The following is an 18026-nucleotide window of genomic DNA, read 5'->3' on the forward strand; positions in this document are numbered from 1 at the left end:
AGAGACGTGGCCCTGGGAGCGGCCGGTGCCCGAGGAAGGGGATTGCGGGCGGCGCGGCGGCGTCTGGGCGATGTGGAGCCCTTGTCTCTTTTGGCCACGGGACTGCTCGGCTGCGGGTACGCCTGGCTGGGGCTCCTTGCCTGCGCCGTCCCGGGCGCCCTGGCCGGCGCAGCTCTCGGCATCCTCATGAGTGGCATGGTGCACGTGGCTGTGCGACGGGCCGTGTCGGGTCCCGGTGAGCGCCGCCGCGCAGACTGGTCCGGACCCTGTGACCCTCGGTGAGGAGGGAGCCCGGCTGCTGAAGCCGGACCTTTCGCGACGTCCCGGCCGGACGCGGCACGTGCCTGTCAGGCAGCCACCGAACCACGCACCTCGTAGCCCGCCTCGACGATTGCCGCGCGTAGCAGCGCGTCGTCCAGCTCCGCGCCGTCGACAGTGACGGTGCCTTTCGCGACGTCAACGTCCACGTCGCTCACCCCGGGGACCTGGAGCAGTTCCTCCGTGATGCCTGCCGCGCAGTGATCGCAGCTCATGCCGGTGACGAGGTGGTTCTTTCGTGCCGGGTTCCCCGTGGTGTCGATCACACGAGAGCGACGCGCGGGCCGGAGGCCGACGCGGGCTACCCGTTCGGCTCCGGCGCACCCGGGTACGGCCATGACGATGGTGACGTCAGGGTGGGGCGCTGCCTTGCCTCGTCCTCGCCCTGTACTTCGTCGTCTCCATGGCCGTGAGCCTCTGGTGGCACGTCACCACGGAAGGCTCCTCGGTCTCGGTGGCTGTGTCGCCGGTGCCGCATCGCCATGGGAGGTGTCACGGCGGTGACCCTCCTGACGACGGTGTGACGCGTCACGGTCGGCGGTGCGAGAACGTGTCGACGGCCGAGGTGTCCCGGCCGGCCGGAGGGACTCCCTGCGACAAGGCACCGCGTGATGAAGGAGGCCATGGGGCTTGCGCCGTCGTCCGTCGAACCGGGAGAGCGCGATTCCTCGGGCGAGCCAGTGCGGCCGATGGGACACACGGACCAGCGTGGTGAGTGTCCCCACGGTTGTGGGCGCGTTCGCCGCTCCGGCCGTTGGCTGACGGTATGTCCGTCGGCGGGTCCTGAACGGCGAACGCATGCGGTCAGGCAGCAGCCGGTTCCGCCTTGCGGACCGGTTCGGCTACCTCCAGCGCCCCCGCCAGACTCAGGCGCGCCCGGGCGACCCGGGAGCGCACGGTCCCGACCGGGCATCTGCTCGCGGCAGCCGCCTCGGCGTACGGCAGTCCGAGCATCTGGGTGAGGACGAATGCCTCGCGCCGGTCGTCCGGCAGGGAGTCGACGAGGTCCATGAGAGCGACCCCCTCCTCGAAACCGGGCAGGCCCAGCGGCTGGGTGTGCTCGGCGGCGGTCTGCCAGTCGCCGGTGTCCGTCAGCCGGGGCCGGGCGGACGCGTGCCGCATGCTGTCCACCACCGCGCGGCGGGCGATGGTCAGCAGCCACGTCCTGGCCGAGGAGCGTCCCTCGAACCGGTGCAGGCTGCCCAGGGCGCGCAGGAAGGTGTCCTGAGTGAGGTCGTCGGCCTTCTGCGGGTCACCGGTCAGGTATGCCACATAGCGGCGCACATCGCGCTGGAGCGCGCGTACGAACCGGTCGACCGCGTCACGATCGCCGCCCGCGGCGGCGAGGGCCCATGCGGTGACCGTCTCATCGGTCACGGCAGGCAGGGCAGGGCTCATTGCCCGAGGTCCTTTCACTGAACCCGTGCGACGGAGCCGACAGGCGGACACCTTCATGCTCTCGGTGGGCGGGCATGGTTGTCCCGTCGGCCGCGCACGAGTGAGAGAGATCCGCTCGCGCCAACGCGCAAACGGGAGCCTGCGCCGCGTCGGTCGCGGGGCGGGAAACCGGCTGTCAGACGACAGCGGTCTCCCCGGGCGGGCCTCGGGTGGTGAGCGTGTGGACGAGTAGCAGGCGCCGAGGACGGCGCACCCGCCGGTGGCAGGGCCGCAGACGCGGCCGGCGCGGGAAGGGCAGTAGTACGGCGAGCACGAGCAGCAGCGGCACGAACGCCCTGTCCGCCAGCGCCCGCAGCAGGCGGAATGCCGCACGCTCGCCCTGGGCGAGCCACAGCCCGCACAGCACAGCGACCAGAAGGTGGGCGGCGAGCATCCCGGAGGAGACCGTTCCGGTCATGCCCCCCATCTGATGCATGCCAGCCACACCACCCCTGCCGGTCATCGAGTGGCCGACATGGTTCATGGGGACGATGTCATGCGCCACCGGCAGGGGCATCCTGCGCGTCGGCCCGAAACGCACTGCCAGGTCGCAGGCGCGGGCCGTAGAGCCTGGACCGGGATCGGTCCCGCGCAGCAGACAGCGAGCCCACTGCCGGACCGCGGCCGCGTCATCCGGTGCGGCCATACCAGGATGCCGACCTGCTTGAGCGAGCGTGAAGCACATGTGAAGGCAGGTCTGCACGCCGACCGTCAGGGCGATCACACCGGTCCGGCCACGCTCGGTGCCCCCGAGCGCCCAAGCGACGGCTCCCACTGCGGTCACTGAGGCGAGCAGCACCCACCAGGGCAACGGTAAGTCCGACATCAGCACGTGGCCGATGGCCGCGAGCACGACACAGACGGCCGCGAACACCGCGGCCCGCAGCACGCGGAACAGCCCACCGACAGACATGACGCCCCATCTCGACATCCGGTGGCCGGGCCTCGATGACCGGGATACGCACCATGCAGCATCTGCGCCCGGCCCCGCTCATGCAAGGCAACCCGCCGTGGCCGGAACCTCTGCGAGGTCGCCGTACGACTCCTGGGTGCAGGAGCGCTACCACAGAGCCGAATCCGACAGAGCAGCCGCCGTGCACCGCACGGCACGAGCATCGGAGACCAGACCACATGCCAGAGAGCGCCTGACCGGATCTGACCGTGACATCCGCGTGCCCGCCGACGCCCGCCGCGGTGCCCGCCCACGGCACCGAGCTGGGCGCCTACCGGTGGGTGATCGAGAGGAACTTCGCCTCGCTCCCCGGTTTCGGACACCTGCGGATCCGCTGGAAACAGCGGGCCGACATCCACGAAGCGCTCCTCAAGCTCGCCTGCTGCCTGATCACCCACCGACAACGCGGCTCACTGCGTCAGCGGTTGTTGGGACAATGCGATCGAGGGACTTACGACTGATCCGATTGAGGGACAATTACGTGTGTCAGCGGGGTGCGCCCAACGCATAGCGCAAGGGTGGCCGCCATGAAGAGGTTGTCTCGCCTGCTCGCCTTGTCCACCGTCTTCACCTGCCTGCTCGGCGCCGCCTCCGGGGAACCGAAGGAAGGGGTGCAGTACATCCGGCTCGCGCACCAGGTCACCGGTGTCGGCGCTCGGCAAGTGGTGGAGGTGTTCTGGTACGACTGCCCGCATTCCTACCAGATCGAACGGCCGCTGAATGAGTGGGCCGCCCGGCAGAAGCCCCCGGTGAAGGTGCTGCGAATCCCCGCAGTCTGGACGGACAAGCCCGACATGGTCGCCTACGCCCGCCTCTACTACACGCTGGACAGACTCGGCCTCGCCCACCGAGAGGCCATCCCTGTCTTCCACGCAGTGCGCGACCAGCGACAGAACCTCACCACCGAGCCGAACGTCCTGAAGTGGGCAGCCACGCAGAGACTCAACGTCAAGGCGGTACGAACCGCCTACGAATCCAAGAAAGTTGCCGACGCCGTACAGGCGGCACCAGCACTCCGTGAGCGCTACCAGGTGACCGAGACGCCCACTCTGGTTGTGGGTGGCCGTCTACGTACCTCCCCGTTCCAGGCCGGCAGTGCCACCCAGACCATCTCGGTGCTCAACCACATCTACCGCACTGCTAAAGCTAGTTGATCCCACCCCGAGGAGACCGCCACCGCCTGAGTCTGTGGCACATCCAGCGAAACGTCGACTCCGCCGCTCCGGCCGCGGACTCGCGGGACGGCGCTCCGGGTCGGGGACCTTGTGCCACGCGAGGTTGTGTCGCTGCTCCGGTTCAAGGGCGAGAGCTTTCCTCCAGCTTCTCGAAGAAGAACTCATGCTTGGGAAAGGAGACGTCGTACTCGTGGCCGGACTGCGGCGGCAGCAGTTGGGAGGCCTGGAACAGGCGCCACCCGTCCTGCAGCGCGGCAAGCCCCGTGCGGTAGGGCGGCTCGTCGCTGTCACCGGTCGTCGGACGGGTTCGGGCGGTCCCGTCGTATCGGGACCAGCCCACCACGTCGGCGTCGAGCGCCGACGACGCAAGGTAGAGGACCAGAACCTGCTGTCTCATGCGTGACTCCTCAGGGTCGGCCGGTTGCTGACGCGCGTGACCCAGTACTCGACATCGAACGACTCGTCGCCGGTCAGGGCCCGCCACAGCAGAACCCGGTTGTAGATCTCCAGCCGGGCGGTGGCCTGCTCGTACCAGGGGAAGTAGGTGTTGAGTTCCGCGGTCACGGCCTGGGCGTGCAGGTCGGAGGTCTCCCAGAGCCGCACCTGCGGCACGGTCGGGTTGAGACGGAGCTTGTACATGTAGCGACGGTGCGCGGTGTCGTTGCGGCGGCCACCGTGCCAGATGCCGTGGTGCACGAGGACGACCGTGCCCGCCGGGCAGGTCAGACGCGTCTGCCCTCTGAGGTTCTGGACGCGGCCGATGTCCGTCTCGTTGATCCTGCGCAGATGGCTTCCCGGCACGCTGAGCGTGCCGCCCATCTGGGCGGTCACCTCGTGCGGGTAGTACATGAGCTGGATGTCGAACGCATCAGGCCGTACGTCGATGATCGCGTCTCCGTGGAGGGCCTGCGCGTGCCCCTCGTGTGGCTCGCGCACATGCACGGCATGGTGGTCGACGGTCGGCTCAGGGCCGACCAGGCTCTCCACAGCGCCTGCGACGACCGGAAGGGCGAGCAGCCCGTGGATGAAGGTGTCCTGCGCGAACGCCCCGCTCAGCGGCGTGCCATAGGACACTTCTGGTATGCCCTCGGCCAGGGTTGTGACGGCGCGTTCGTTGATCTCCTGCGGCACCACCCCGTCCAGGCGCAGATATCCGTGCGCGACGAAGCGCGCCACCTGAACTGATGTCAGGAGTTGCTTGCTGGTTGGCATACGACGAACGTACGGGCCAGGTCCGGCTGAGTCGTGGGCTGAAATCGTCGACTGCTGGTAATTTTCCACCCTCGTGAAGCTCGCAACGCTGCGGCTCGACAAGCCGCCCACAGTGGTCGATGCCGGCATCGGGGTACACGGCGTCTCCACCACGCACGACGTCTTCCGGCTGCCCGACCTGTGGCAGCTGCACCTCTACAACTACGAGGGTGCTCTGTCCCTCGGGCAGTCGGTCCACCCCATACGCCCCGGCCACGTCAGCCTGGTACCGCCGAACACGGAGGTGCACTTTCACTACCTGGGCAGGTCGGAGCATGTGTACGTCCATCTCCGGCTGCACGATGGCGGAACCGCGCGGGTGCTGCCGGTGATGCAGGACGCCGCGGCAGAGAGTACGCACCTGGCCGATCTGCTCCGAAACGCCGTGACGGCCATGCCGACTTCACCCCCGCGAGCCACGGCCGAGGTCTGGGCCGCTCTGTGGCGCATCGCCGAGTTGCCGAGGAGCAACGGAGCCGGGCGGCACCACCCCTTCGTGGCCGCCGCACAGGCCTATGTCGAGGAACACCTGACCGGCTCGCTCTCGGTACCGGACATCGCTCGCGCGGTCGGGATCTCCCACACTCACCTGACGCGCGTGTTCCGTGCCGAGACCGGCCTCACGGTCGTGTCGTACATCCGGCACCGACGCCTCCAACGCGCCCGCCACCTGCTGTTGTCCTCAACCCTGTCCATCACCGCCATCGCCGCGGCCGTGGGCATCGCCGATCTCCAGGCCTTCAACAAGGCCTGCCGCCGCGAACTCGGCGCGAGCCCGCGTGACATACGTGCAGCCGGGCGCGAGGGAACGGGCAAGAAGATCGTCCGGCCCCATGAGGACACTCACACCAGGGATGCCAGGGGAGTCACACCCTGAGTCAGGCGCAGGTGACCCTTGCCTGACAGGCACGGGCGCGTTGTCGTAGCGGGTGGCGAGAGCCTTGCGAGACGCACTCGATGTGACGGGACGTCAACTCACACCATGCGACTTTCGAGAGGCTTCGGGAGGCCGACAACCACTCCAGCCACAGCGCCACGACCTACGCGAACAACGTGCTGCAGGTACGCGGGCACCAACGCCGACAACGTCGGCATCGCGGTGACCGAGGCGAACGCCACGGCCTACCGGGACACCTCCCCCAACGGCCTGTTCGCCCCGGACGAGTACCTGACCTGGCTGGAGAACGGCGCGTTCAGCGTGGACTGGTGGGACATGCACAACGGCACCGACTGCGCTGAACACCCCTTTCCCGGCGTACTACGGCACCGACGGGACCGAGCAGGAATGCCTTTCCGGCTTGATTCGCCTGCCTGCCCCCATCGGGCGAGAGGCTCCGGGTCGGGTCCGCCCACCGCTTCGGCGACCGTCGACTTCCGGTGGATCAGGTGACGGGCATTGACGTCTGCGGCACGGTTCCTATCATCCTGGAGAGTCCGAAGTTCCGAGCGCAGTTCGATATTCCGAACTACTTGTTCCCCATGGAGAAGTAGCAAGCCGGATCCGACAGAAGACGGAGCGATGTGATGCCCAAACCCCCGTTATGGTCCGCCGTGGTCGCGACGGTTCTCGCCCTGGTCATGGCCACCGGCGGCACGGCCCTGCGCAACGGCGCCCACGGCATACAGGACGCCTCCCTCGCGGCGAGCAGGATCGCGGCCCCGACCGCCGGTTGCGGCAAGGCCCCCGCGCTGACGAGCGGCACCCATACCCTCCGGATCAACGGCAAGAGCCGCAGCTACATCCTGAAGCTGCCGGACAACTACGACCAGGACCACGCCTATCGGCTGGTGTTCGGCTTCCACTGGCTGGGCGGCACCGCCATCGACGTGGCCACGGGCCGCACCGTCGAGAACGGGACCTGGGCCTACTACGGCCTCCAGCGGCCGGCGAACAACACCGCGGTCTTCGTCGCGCCGCAGGGGCTCAACAACGGCTGGGCCAACACCGGCGGCGAGGACCTGACCTTCGTCGACACCATGGTCAGCCAGATCGAGGGCGCGCTCTGTGTGGACACCTCGCGGGTCTTCTCGGTGGGCTTCAGCTACGGCGCCGCCATGACCTACGCGCTCGCATGTGCCCGGGCAACCGTCTTCCGTGCGGTCGCGGTCCAGTCGGGCGGGCAGCTCAGCGGCTGCGAGGGCGGCACCCGCCCCATGGCCTACCTCGGCATACACGGCATCCGGGACAGCGTCCTCGGCGTCTCCGGCGGACGTGCCCTGCGCGACCGGTTCGTCAGGAACAACGGCTGTGCTCCCCAGAACCCGCCCGAGCCCGCACAGGGCAGCCTGACGCACCGCATCACCACCTACTCGGGATGCTCCACCGGACACCCGGTCGAGTGGGCCGCCTTCGACGAGGGCCACATCCCCGCGCCACAGGACGGAGCCGGCGGCGACAGCGGCTCCCGGACCTGGGTGCCGGCCGAGGTCTGGAAGTTCTTCACGCAGTTCTGAAACCGGCACACCGCCGGCACGTGAGACACCCCCCACCATCGAAGGAGCTCACTCATGCCCGTCCGCCCGCGGATACGGCCCCTGCACCATGCACTGCTCGCCACCGGAGCGGCCGCCGCACTCAGCCTCGGCATGTTCACCGGCACCGCACCCGCCGCCCCGGCCGCCGCCTCGCTGCCGTGCGACCTCTACGCCGCCGGCGGCACCCCCTGCGTGGCGGCGCACAGCACCACCCGCGCGCTGTACGGCTCCTACAACGGCCCGCTGTACCAGGTCCGCCGCGCCTCCGACAACGCCACCCGCGACATCGGCGTCCTGAGCCGTGGCGGATACGCCAACGCCGCCGCCCAGGACTCGTTCTGTGCCGGTACGACCTGCGTCATCACCGTCATCTACGACCAGTCCGGCCGCGGCAACCGCCTCACCCAGGCACCTCCCGGCGGGTTCTCCGGCCCGGCCGCCGACGGCTACGACAACCTCGCCGACGCCACCGCGGCACCGATCACGATCGGCGGCCACAAGGCCTACGGCGTCTACGTCGCCCCCGGCACCGGGTACCGCAACAACAACACCAACGGAGTCGCCAAGGGCGACCAGCCCGAGGGCATGTACGCCGTCCTCGACGGCACCCACTACAACGGCGGCTGCTGCTTCGACTACGGCAACGCCGAGACCAACAGCCGTGACGACGGCAACGGCACCATGGAGGCCATCTACTTCGGCAACATCAAGGTCTGGGGCTACGGATCGGGCAACGGCCCCTGGATCATGGCCGACCTCGAGAACGGCCTGTTCTCCGGCGTCAATCAGCACTACAACGCCAACGACCCCTCCATCAGCCACCGCTACCTGACGGCCGTCGTCAAGGGCGAGCCCAACCACTGGGCCATCCGCGGCGGCAACGCCCAGTCCGGCGGCCTGTCCACCTTCTACAGCGGCACTCGCCCCAACGTCCCGGGCTACAACCCGATGAAGAAACAAGGCGCCATCATCCTCGGTATAGGCGGCGACAACAGCCACGGCTGCGCCGGCACGTTCTACGAGGGCGTCATGACCTCCGGCTACCCCTCGGACGCCACCGAGGGCGCCGTACAGGTCGGCATCGCGGCCGCCGGCTACGGAAGGTAGGAAGCCGGCCAGGCAACTCCTCAGCGGTCAGGGACCCTCCCGGTTCGTGCGATCGTCTCGCGGTCATGTGACACGTGCGGAAGGATCACTCCTCGTACCGGAACTCGGTCGTCGCGGGCCCCGCGGCGTTGGTGTGCAGGGTGCCGTCGGGGCCGCCCGTCCGCAGCCGCCAGGGGTGTGGGCTGTCGGTCGTGACGCTGAGTCGGTCGCCCTCGCGGCGGACCTCGAAGCGGGCCGCCGCGCCGGCGCCGTTCGCAGACGGGATCACGACCGTGCGGCGAGCACCGTCCGCGAAGGCGTGCACCCTCAGCTCGACATCGTCCGCCCAGGCCGAGACCGGGCGCTGGTCGTCGGCGGCGAAGGGGACGACGGAGTCGGGGCGGGCCAGCAACGGCAGGGTGTGGAAGCCGTGCTGCTCGCGTACCCAGCGGGGGCCGGTGCCCCGGACGCCGGTCAGGATGTTGGTCCATGTGCCCTCGGGCACGTAGTACTCGACCGTGCCGTCGTCGGTGAAGACGGGGGCGACGAGCAGGTCGTCACCGAGCATGTACTGCCGGTCGAGATGGCCGGTGGTGGGGTCGTCGGGGAACTCCAGGACCATGGCCCGCATCACCGGGACGCCGGTGGTGTGGGCCTGCTGGGCGGCGCGCTGGAGGTAGGGGGCGAGGCGGTGTTTGAGGAGGGTGAACGCGCGGGTGACCTCGACGGCCTCCTCTCCGTAGTCCCACGGGACACGGTAGGACCTGCTGCCGTGCAGTCGGCTGTGCGAGGAGAGCAGACCGAACTGCACCCAGCGTTTGAACACGGTCGGCGTCGGGGTGCCCTCGAAGCCGCCGATGTCATGGCTCCAGAAGCCGAACCCGGACAGGCCGAGGGAGAGTCCGCCGCGCAGCGACTCGGCCATGGCGTTGAAGTGGGAGCCGCAGTCGCCGCCCCAGTGCACGGGGTACTGCTGGCCTCCGGCGGTGGCCGAGCGGGCGAACAGCATCGCCTCGCCCTCGCCGCGCTCCTCGCGCAGCAGGTCGAAGACGGCCTGGTTGTAAAGGTGGGTGTAGTAGTTGTGCATCCGCTCCGGGTCGGAGCCGTCGTGCCAGACGACGTCGGTGGGCACGCGTTCGCCGAAGTCGGTCTTGAAACAGTCCACGCCCTGCGCGAGCAGCGTGCGCAGCTTGCCGGTGTACCAGTCGCGGGCGGCCGGGTCGGTGAAGTCGACCAGGGCCATGCCGGGTTGCCACAGGTCCCACTGCCACACGCTGCCGTCCGGACGGCGAACGAGGTGGCCCTCGCGCATGCCCTCCTCGAACAGCGGCGACTTCTGGGCGATGTACGGGTTGATCCAGGCGCAGACGCGCAGTCCCCGTTGCTTGAGCCGGACCAGCATGCCCTCCGGGTCGGGGAAGGTCTCGGTGTCCCAGTCGAAGTCGCACCACTGGTAGGCGCGCATCCAGAAGCAGTCGAAGTGGAAGACGCTCAGCGGGATGCCGCGCTCGGCCATGCCGTCGATGAACCGGCCCACCGTGGCCTCGTCGTAGTCGGTGGTGAAGGACGTGGTCAGCCACAGGCCCAGCGCCCAGGCGGGAGGCAACGCCGGGCGGCCGGTGAGCGCGGTGTAGCGCTCCAGGACCTGCTTCGGGGTCGGGCCGTGGACGACGAAGTACTCCAGCGACTGGTCCTCGACGCTGAACTGCACCTGGCCGACGGCCTCCGAGCCGACCTCGTAGCTGACCCTGCCGGGATGGTTCACGAAGACGCCGTATCCACGGTTGGTCAGGTGGAACGGGATGTTCTTGTAGGCCTGTTCGCTGCTGGTGCCGCCGTCGGCCTGCCAGATGTCCACCGTCTGCCCGTTCTTGACGAACGGGGTGAAGTGCTCCCCCAGGCCGTAGACCAGCTCTCCCACTCCCAACGAGAGCTGGCCGAGCATGTGGTGGCGGCCTTCGGCGTCGGTGACGAACCCGGTGCCGCGCTCGCCCGCGGAGGTCAGCACGTGACCGCCGGCGGAGAACTCCAGTCGCCACGGCTGTTCCGTGTCCACGCGCAGCGTCAGCTCGCCGGAGACCAGCTCCAGCACCGCCCCGTCCCGACGCACTTTGCCGGCCTCCGGACCGGCGCCGGGCAGGGCGAACTCCGGTCCCCGGCGCACCGATCCGGCATGGTGGGTCGTCCGCACACCGATGACCCCCTCGGCCGGGGACCAGCACTCCACGGTCAGCAGCGGGCTGTTGAGGGTGTCACCGCGCCGGCTCACGTGTTTCACGGGCGCGTACAGGGTCATCCGCTGGTCGTCGGTGCGGACGTCGGCGACCTCGGTGGCATGGCGGGCCGTGCAGCCGGGGCGCATCAGCCAGTAGCCGTCCGTGAACTTCATCGGGCAGGTTCCTCCGTGCGCGCTCGGTGCGCGCTGATCAGGCCCCGGTACCAGTGGTAGCTGTCCTTGGGGGTGCGGGTCAGGGTGTCGTAGTCGACGTGGACCAGTCCGAAGCGCTGGTCGTAGCCACGTGCCCACTCGAAGTTGTCCAGCAGCGACCAGGCGTAGTAGCCGCGTACGTCCGCACCGGCGGCCATGGCGTCGGCCACGGCGGCGAGGTGCTCGGCGAGGTAGCCGATACGGTCGGGATCGTGGATACGGCCGTCGGGTGCGACGGTGTCGGCCTCCGCCGAGCCGTTCTCCGTGATCCAGATCGGCGGCGACTGCGGGTAGCGGACGTGGAGTTGGCAGAGCAGCTCGGTGAACGCGGACGGGACGACCGGCCAGCCCATGGTGGTGTGCCGCGTGCCGTACGGATCAAGCTCGGCCACGCCGATGTCCACGGCGGTGCGCTGTTCGGGATCGGCCACGCGGTGCGGTGCGGCGGCCACGGTGAGGGGCCGGTAGAAGTTCACGCCGAGGAAGTCCAGCGGTGTGCCGATCAGGTCCAGGTCGCCCGGCAACCGCCAGGGGCCGTCGGCGAGCCCGGCCCAGGTCTCGGCCTCGTGCGCGGGGTAGCGTCCGGCGAAGAGCGGTTCTGTCCAGATGTCGTTGTGCAGGGTCTCGGCGCGACGGAGGGCGGCGATGTCCTCGGGCCGGTCGGACGCGGCGTGGATGCGGTCCGGATTGAGGGTGATGCCGATCTCCCCGACGACGCCCGCGGCGCGCAGGGCGTGTACGGCGAGTCCGTGGCCGATGAGCAGATGGTGGGCGGCGGCCAGGGCGCCCCGTCCCTCCTGTGTGCCGGGGGCGTGCCGGCCCTCGGCATGGCCGACGAAGGCGGAACAGTAGGGCTCGTTGAGGGTAATCCAGCGTTCCACCCGGTCGCCGTAGCGGTCGGCGGCGAGCGCCGCGTACGCCGCGAAGGCCTCGGCGGTCTCCCGCACGCGCCAGCCGCCACCCGCGTCGGCGCCGCCATGGACGGGAGTCTCCAGGGCCTGTGGGAGGTCCCAGTGGTAGAGGGTGACGGCGGGAGCGACGCCGGCGGCCAGCAGGTCGTCGATGAGGCGGTCGTAGAAGTCCAGACCCTTGGCGTTGACCGGGCCGACGCCCTGCGGCAGCAGGCGGGGCCAGGAGATCGAGAAGCGGTAGGTGTCGACGCCGAGACCGCGCAGCAGTGCCACGTCCTCGCGGTGGCGGTGGTAGTGGTCGGCAGCGGTGTCGCCGGTGGCACCCGCGCGCGTCCGACCGGGAGTGTGGCTGAAGGTGTCCCAGATGGAGGCGCCGCGGCCGTCCTCGTCATGGGCGCCCTCGATCTGGTAGGCCGACGTGGCCGCGCCGAAGCGGAATCCGGCGGGCAGGACCGGGAAGGGCGGGATGTTCACTGGGCACCGTCCTCGCTCCGCGGGGCAGGCGCGTCGTCTCCCGCGAGTGCGTCATCCGGTGCGGTGAAGCGGAAGGAAGCCAGCCGGAAGTCGCCGTGCAGGGTGAGCCGCAGATCACGGTGGCCATCGGCAGACGGCGCCGTCGCGGCGGTGACGGTCGTCCAGGTGTGGCGGTCGCCGGTGACCGGTACGGCGGTCTCCGCGACGAGATGGTCTCCTGCCCGCACCTCCAGCCGCGCCTCACCCGGTCCGGCGGCCTCGCGCGCGACCTCGGCCTCGAAGCGGCAGGCACCGGTGAGGTCCGCGGCGCGGAACAGCAGGGTCGCGGGGTGGGCGGGATCGGTCGGGGCGACGGCATCGCCTCTGGCACGGGTGGCGTCGACCAGGGTGATGTCCGTGTAGTCGTCGAAGTCGGCGGCGAGGGTACGCCGGCCCACCAGTGCCCGCGGTGCGGGCTGGATGCCGCTGACGGTGACCGGCGCCCTGAGGACGATGTCCTCGGCCGAGCGGGCGACGAGCACCTCACAGCTGCCGGGATCGACGGTGAAGGCGCCCGCGGTGACGTCCCAGTGCGCCAGTCGTTCGGCCGGCAGCCGGAAGGTCACCTCCTGGCTGTGCCCCGGTGCGAGCCGCACCTTGCGGAAGTCGGCGAGCCGGAGCCGGGGTGCCTCGTAGAGGGCATCGACCGCCCGGACGTAGAGCTGGACCACCTCGCTCCCGGACCGTGTGCCGGCGTTGGCCAGGGTCACCGCGACGTCCACCGCGCCGTCCTGGGCCATGGACGGCGTGGACAGCCGCAGGTCGCGGTAGGTGAAGTCGGTGTAGGACAAGCCGTGTCCGAAGGGGTAGAGGGGGGCGGCCCGGTGGTACTGGTACGTCCAGCCCGCCTTGATGATGTCGTAGTCGAGCGGGTGCGGCAGGGCGTCCTCGCCCCGGTACCAGGTCTGCGGCAGCCGGCCGGCCGGGTCGGCCGCGCCGAGCAGGACGGCGGCCAGGGCCCGGCCCGTTTCCTGTCCGCCGTGGGAGGTCCACAGCACGGCCGGCAGGTGGGCGTCGGCCCAGTCGACGGCGTAGGGGTAGCTGCTCATGACGACCAGCGCGGTCTCCGGTCGGATCGCGGCGACCGCGCGCAGCAGCGCCTCCTGGGTCTCGGGCAGGCCGATTCCGGTACGGTCCTCCGTCTCCCGGCCGTTGATCATCGGGTGGTTGCCGAGGACGACGATCGCCACGTCGGCCTCCTCTGCGGCGGCCCGCGCCTCGGCCGCGCCGTCGCGCAGCAGTTCCCGCTGCCAGCGCTCGGCTGTCTCGGAGCTCTCGGCGGTGACCCGCACCTGGCCGTCGGCGGGATCGAGGGCGGCGTAGCGGCCGGTGCGCACGTTGCGGAGCAGAAAGGTGTCGTCCTCGCCGTCCGGGGCGGGCTCCAGACGGAAAGTCTCGTCGACGAACCAGGACTTGAGCAGCGCCCGGTCGGCGACGAGACAGGCGTCGTCCTGGACGCCGAGGTAGCGGCCGGTGCCGGCGTCGCACAGGGTGAGGATGCCGTCGCCCCACTCCTGGACATCGAACGAAGTCCCGCCCAGCGGCTTGCCGGAGGTACGGGAGAGCAGCCTGATCCGGTCGGCGCCCGGCACGCAGACCGCCTGGCCGCCGCCGTCTCCGAGCGCGGCGCACAGACCGGTCGCGATGCCCACCTGGTACGGCAGGGTGCCGCTGTACCAGTCCTCGTACAGGGCGTTGGCGTGCGGCCCGACGACGGCGATCCGTGGTGCTCGCTGCGGGTCGAGGGGCAGCAGGCCGTCGTTCTTGAGCAGCACCACCGACTCGGTCGCGGCGCGCAGGGCCAGGGCGCGGTGCTCGGGGCAGTCGATCACCTCCGGACCGATATCGGCGTACGGATCGAGATCGTGGTCGAACTCGCCGAGGCGGAACCGGAGTTGCAGCTGGCGACGGACCGCCCGGTTCACGTCCTCCTCCTCGATCAGTCCGCGCTCCAGTGCCTCGCGCAGCCGGCCGATCACGGTCGCGCTGTCCTCGCGGTGGTCGGTGAAGCTGTCGATGCCGGCTTTCAGCGCGGCGGCGTGGGAGGAGGCGTGGTCCTCGAAGTAGTGCTCCAGTTCCACCAGGTTGCAGGGCGCTTCCTCGTCGCTGACCACGAACAGCTCATGGCCTGTCCGCCCTGCCCAGCGCCGTAGTTCGTCCTCGATGAGCGGACTGACGTGGCAGGGGCGGCCGTTGACCAGGTTGTAGGCGGCCATCGCGCCGGTGGCCGCGCCGGAGGCGATGATCGGGCGGAAGGCGGCCAGGTCGTACTCGTGCAGCACGCGGGGGCGCAGGCCGGAGGAGGTGACGCAGCGGTCATTCTCGTTGTTGTAGGCGAGAAAGTGCTTGAGCACCGGAGCGGCGCGCAGGAAGTCGGGGTGATCTCCGGCCAGCCCCCGGCAGTACGCGGTGCCGAGGCGCGCGGTGTGCAACGGGTCCTCGGAGTAACCCTCTTCGCCCCGGCCCCATCGCGGATCGCGCAGCAGGTTCACCACGGGCGACCAGGTCTGCAGGCTGTTGGTGCCGGACCCGGTCGCGGTCGGCCGGTGCCGGTGGAAGGCGCGCACCTCGACCGAGACCGCCTCGCCGACGGCGCGCACCAGATCCTCGTCCCATGTGGCTCCCAGCCCCACGGCCTGGGGAAAGACGGTCGCCACCCCCAGCCAGGCCACGCCGTGCAACGCCTCTGTCCCGGTGCGGAACGAGGCGATGCCCAGGCGCGGGACGGCCGGGACGTACTGGTGCAGCATGGCGAGCCGCTCATCCAGGGTGAGCCGGTCCAGTAGATCGTCGACACGCTCCCCGAGCGGAAGCGCGGGGTCACGGAACGGCAGCCGGGCGGTGGCGGACACGGAGGGAGAACCCACGAGGCAGACCCCTCAACAGGCGGGAGTGGATGTCGGCTTGAAGGCCGAATGTCGAAGCGCATCGACGCTTCCATCGTCACGACGGACTGTCAATGGACCTGCGAAAAGAACCTCTCTTTATGTTCGCACTCTTGTTTCGCATGAAACGTGTCCGTTAACTTCGCGTGTCAGGTGAAGCGCTTCGACACTCAGGGAAGGGGCCGCCACCATGCCACACGCGTTGAACCGCAGAAGCTTCGTCGGCACAGCCGCCTCGGTCCCGGGAGCGGCCGCACTGGCTCCGTTGCTGTCCGCCCACGGGGGTGGCGGACAGCAACACACGGGCAGGAACACGAAGGCGGGTCGGAAGGCGGCGCTGTCGGCCAACCCGAAGGGCATCACGGACATGCCCCCCGCAGTGGAACTTCCGCACCGGCGTGCTCAGCCGCGCCGTCAAAGGCTGAACCGGTACCGCGCCGAAGGCACACACCCGGACCGGGAGCGGTCCCGCTCGCCCCTCCCCGCCGCGTGACAGGGACCGCTCCCCCGCCACGGCCACGACAGCCACCGGCCTCCACTTCCTGACGCAGGTGCCGGCCACCCGCGAGAGCACACCACACCCGACTCCCGTACCGGAGGAACAGCCGTGACCACCCGCAGCATCACCGGCCGCCTGGGCGGGCTCGCCTTCGGCGGGGACTACAACCCCGAGCAGTGGGACGAGCCCGTCTGGAAGGAGGACGACGCGCTCATGCGCCGGGCCGGGGTCAACCTGGTCACCGTGGGCGTCTTCTCCTGGGCCATGCTCGAACCGGAGGAGGGGCGCTACGACTTCGCCTGGCTCGACGCCCACCTGGAGCGCCTGCACGCGAACGGCGTGGCCGTCGACCTCGCCACACCGACGGCCTCCCCGCCTCCCTGGTTCACCCTCGCCCACCCCGATGCCCTGCCGGTCACACCCGACGGCACCCGCCTCACCCACGGCAGCCGCGACACCTACTGCCTGGCCGCACCCGCCTACCGGAACGCGGCCCGCAGGATCGCCTCGGCCCTCGCCGAACGGTACGGCGACCACCCGGCCCTCGCGCTGTGGCACGTGCACAACGAGTACGCCACCCTCTGCTACTGCGAGCACGCGGCGGCGGCCTTCCGGGTGTGGCTGCGCGCCCGTCACGGCTCACTGGACGCCCTCAACGAGGCCTGGGGAACGGCCTTCTGGAGCCAGCGCTACACGTCCTGGGAACAGGTGCTGCCGCCACGCGCGACGCAGTGGCACAAGAACCCGGGCCAGAGCCTGGACTTCCGCCGTTTCTGGTCCGACGAGACCGTCGCCGCCTACCGCGAGCAGCGCGATGCGATCCGCGCGCACAGCGACCGGCCGGTGACGACCAACCTGATGCTGCCCGGCTACCAGAACCTGGACCTGTGGGCCCTGGCCCGAGAACTCGACGTGGTCACTTCCGATCACTACCCGGGGTCGCCGGGTCTGGAGGCCGCCGCCGACGCCGCCTTCCACGCCGACCGCGCCCGCTCCCTGGGCGGCGGCCGCCCGTGGCTGCTGATGGAGCAGGGCACCAACACCGTCTACGCCGGCGACCGGGTGCTCGGCAAGGAGCCCGGGGAGATCCTGCGCCACACCCTCGGCCACATCGCGCGCGGTTCGGAGGGTGCCCTGTTCTTCCAGTGGCGGCAGTCACGGGCCGGTGCCGAGACATGGCACTCGGCGATGGTCCCGCACGCGGGCCCCGACAGCCGCATCTTCCGCGAGGTCACACAGACCGGCGAGGCGGTCGCCCGGCTCGGCGAACTGGCGGATTCGACGGTCGACGCGTCCGTGGCCGTCCTGCACGACGCGGACGCCTGGTGGGCCTTGAGCGTCGACGGCCTACCCTCCGCCGGCCTCGGCTACCACGGGGAGCTGAGCCGGGCGCACCGGGCGTTGTGGGACGCCGGCGTCACGGTCGACTTCGCCCATCCCGAACACGAGTTGAGCCGCTACACGCTCGTCGTCGCGCCGGCCCTGTTCCTCCTGTCCGACGCGGGCGCCGAGAACCTGCGCCGCTACGTCGCCGACGGCGGGACGCTCCTCGTCCAGCACGCGAACGGATGCGTCGACGACCGCATGCACGCCCGGCTCGGCGGCTATCCCGCCGGGCCGCTGCGCGAGGCCCTGGGCATCCGTGTCGAGGAGCACCGCCCGCTGCGGACGGATGAGCGGATCGCCCTGTCGGACGGCTCGTACGGCACCGTCTGGAGCGAGTCCCTGCGCACCGAGGGCGCCGAGACGCTCGCCGCTTACACCCACGGCATGCTCACCGGCAGCCCGGCGCTGACCCGGCACCGCTTCGGAACCGGACAGGGGTGGTACGTCTCCACCCGCCTCGACGACGCCGACTACGGCGCTCTGGTCCGCCGACTGCTGCAGGAGGCCGGTGTCGAGCCGGAGTTGCCGGGTCTGCCGGCCGGCGTCGAAGCCGTCACCCGGCACGCCCCCAACGGCCGTCGCTGGCAGGTCCTGCTCAACCACCGTGCGGACGCCGTACCGCTGCCGGTGCCCGCTCACGACTTGCTCACCGGCACCACGGCCCACGAACTGCCCCCCGGTGGTTGCGCGGTGCTGCGCAGGCCATGACT

At 70.2% G+C, this 18026-nt stretch carries 12 protein-coding genes and 3 pseudogenes; 7 read left to right on the forward strand and 8 right to left on the reverse strand.

The genetic code is table 11. The features are described 5' to 3' along the window. Positions 1-347 precede the first annotated feature (347 nt). The 3 genes from AQI88_RS48140 to AQI88_RS48890 all read right to left on the reverse strand — a co-directional run bounded on the left by AQI88_RS48140 (position 348) and on the right by AQI88_RS48890 (position 2191). Complete coding sequence (locus tag AQI88_RS48140; RefSeq protein WP_398697333.1) at positions 348-584, reverse strand: heavy-metal-associated domain-containing protein; 237 nt, start codon at positions 582-584, stop codon at positions 348-350. Between the two features lie 538 nt (positions 585-1122). Then, the gene (locus tag AQI88_RS37990) at positions 1123-1716 is read right to left on the reverse strand and encodes a sigma-70 family RNA polymerase sigma factor (protein ID WP_067009147.1); all 594 of its coding nucleotides are present in this window, start codon (positions 1714-1716) and stop codon (positions 1123-1125) included. 175 nt (positions 1717-1891) lie between these two features. Further along, entirely contained in the window at positions 1892-2191 is a 300-nt protein-coding gene (locus AQI88_RS48890) for a hypothetical protein (protein ID WP_341849527.1), read from the reverse strand. 736 nt (positions 2192-2927) lie between these two features. Between AQI88_RS48890 and AQI88_RS38000 the strand changes: the two are divergent. Together AQI88_RS38000 and AQI88_RS38005 are read left to right on the forward strand one after the other, a co-directional pair. Next, positions 2928-3168: pseudogene (locus tag AQI88_RS38000) on the forward strand (transposase); the annotation flags it as partial. Between the two features lie 66 nt (positions 3169-3234). Continuing rightward, entirely contained in the window at positions 3235-3861 is a 627-nt protein-coding gene (locus AQI88_RS38005) for a thiol:disulfide interchange protein DsbA/DsbL (protein WP_079058065.1), read from the forward strand. Between the two features lie 142 nt (positions 3862-4003). Here the strand turns inward: AQI88_RS38005 and AQI88_RS38010 are convergent, their stop codons facing one another. Together AQI88_RS38010 and AQI88_RS38015 are read right to left on the reverse strand one after the other, a co-directional pair. Continuing rightward, complete coding sequence (locus AQI88_RS38010) at positions 4004-4279, reverse strand: hypothetical protein (RefSeq protein WP_067009153.1); 276 nt, start codon at positions 4277-4279, stop codon at positions 4004-4006. Then, a complete protein-coding gene (locus AQI88_RS38015) occupies positions 4276-5094 on the reverse strand; it encodes a phytanoyl-CoA dioxygenase family protein (protein WP_208616011.1) in 819 nt (272 codons plus the stop codon). Before AQI88_RS38015 ends, AQI88_RS38010 begins: the two co-directional genes overlap by 4 nt. Positions 5095-5167: 73 nt before the next feature. On the opposite strand from AQI88_RS38015, the gene AQI88_RS38020 reads away from it, so the two are divergent. The 4 genes and pseudogenes from AQI88_RS38020 to AQI88_RS38035 all read left to right on the forward strand — a co-directional run. Next, on the forward strand, positions 5168-6010 hold the full coding sequence (locus AQI88_RS38020; RefSeq protein WP_244184517.1) for an AraC family transcriptional regulator: 843 nt from the start codon (positions 5168-5170) through the stop codon (positions 6008-6010). A gap of 222 nt (positions 6011-6232) precedes the next feature. After that, positions 6233-6523, forward strand: coding sequence for a hypothetical protein (locus AQI88_RS38025; protein ID WP_067009159.1), 291 nt, complete (start codon positions 6233-6235; stop codon positions 6521-6523). 188 nt (positions 6524-6711) lie between these two features. Beyond that, positions 6712-7584 (forward strand): annotated as a pseudogene (locus AQI88_RS38030) (CE1 family esterase); the annotation flags it as partial. 57 nt (positions 7585-7641) lie between these two features. Then, a pseudogene (locus tag AQI88_RS38035) lies at positions 7642-8706 on the forward strand (arabinofuranosidase catalytic domain-containing protein); the annotation flags it as partial. A gap of 94 nt (positions 8707-8800) precedes the next feature. On the opposite strand, the gene yicI reads toward AQI88_RS38035, so the two are convergent. The 3 genes from yicI to AQI88_RS38050 are packed head-to-tail and all read right to left on the reverse strand — an operon-like array spanning position 8801 to position 15413. After that, on the reverse strand, positions 8801-11083 hold the full coding sequence (yicI, locus tag AQI88_RS38040; RefSeq protein ID WP_067009162.1) for an alpha-xylosidase: 2283 nt from the start codon (positions 11081-11083) through the stop codon (positions 8801-8803). Beyond that, complete coding sequence (locus AQI88_RS38045) at positions 11080-12501, reverse strand: GH1 family beta-glucosidase (RefSeq protein WP_208616012.1); 1422 nt, start codon at positions 12499-12501, stop codon at positions 11080-11082. Before AQI88_RS38045 ends, yicI begins: the two co-directional genes overlap by 4 nt. A 2-nt stretch (positions 12502-12503) precedes the next feature. Next, a complete protein-coding gene (locus AQI88_RS38050; protein ID WP_067009167.1) occupies positions 12504-15413 on the reverse strand; it encodes a glycoside hydrolase family 3 protein in 2910 nt (969 codons plus the stop codon). A 625-nt stretch (positions 15414-16038) separates the two neighbouring features. Here AQI88_RS38050 and AQI88_RS38055 point away from each other — a divergent pair. Continuing rightward, the gene (locus AQI88_RS38055) at positions 16039-18024 is read left to right on the forward strand and encodes a beta-galactosidase (protein WP_067009170.1); all 1986 of its coding nucleotides are present in this window, start codon (positions 16039-16041) and stop codon (positions 18022-18024) included. The last annotated feature ends 2 nt before the right edge of the window (positions 18025-18026 follow it).

The sequence above is a fragment of the Streptomyces cellostaticus genome, from assembly GCF_001513965.1.
GTDB lineage: Bacteria > Actinomycetota > Actinomycetes > Streptomycetales > Streptomycetaceae > Streptomyces > Streptomyces cellostaticus.

What these genes read in the sequence shown, in the direction of transcription:
- AQI88_RS37990 (WP_067009147.1), bottom strand. Translation starts at nt 1,716, where the DNA reads ATGAGCCCTGCCCTGCCTGCCGTGACCGATGAGACGGTCACCGCATGG.
- AQI88_RS48890 (WP_341849527.1), bottom strand. Translation starts at nt 2,191, where the DNA reads ATGCATCAGATGGGGGGCATGACCGGAACGGTCTCCTCCGGGATGCTC.
- AQI88_RS38005 (WP_079058065.1), top strand. Translation starts at nt 3,235, where the DNA reads ATGAAGAGGTTGTCTCGCCTGCTCGCCTTGTCCACCGTCTTCACCTGC.
- AQI88_RS38010 (WP_067009153.1), bottom strand. Translation starts at nt 4,279, where the DNA reads ATGAGACAGCAGGTTCTGGTCCTCTACCTTGCGTCGTCGGCGCTCGAC.
- AQI88_RS38015 (WP_208616011.1), bottom strand. Translation starts at nt 5,094, where the DNA reads ATGCCAACCAGCAAGCAACTCCTGACATCAGTTCAGGTGGCGCGCTTC.
- yicI (WP_067009162.1), bottom strand. Translation starts at nt 11,083, where the DNA reads ATGAAGTTCACGGACGGCTACTGGCTGATGCGCCCCGGCTGCACGGCC.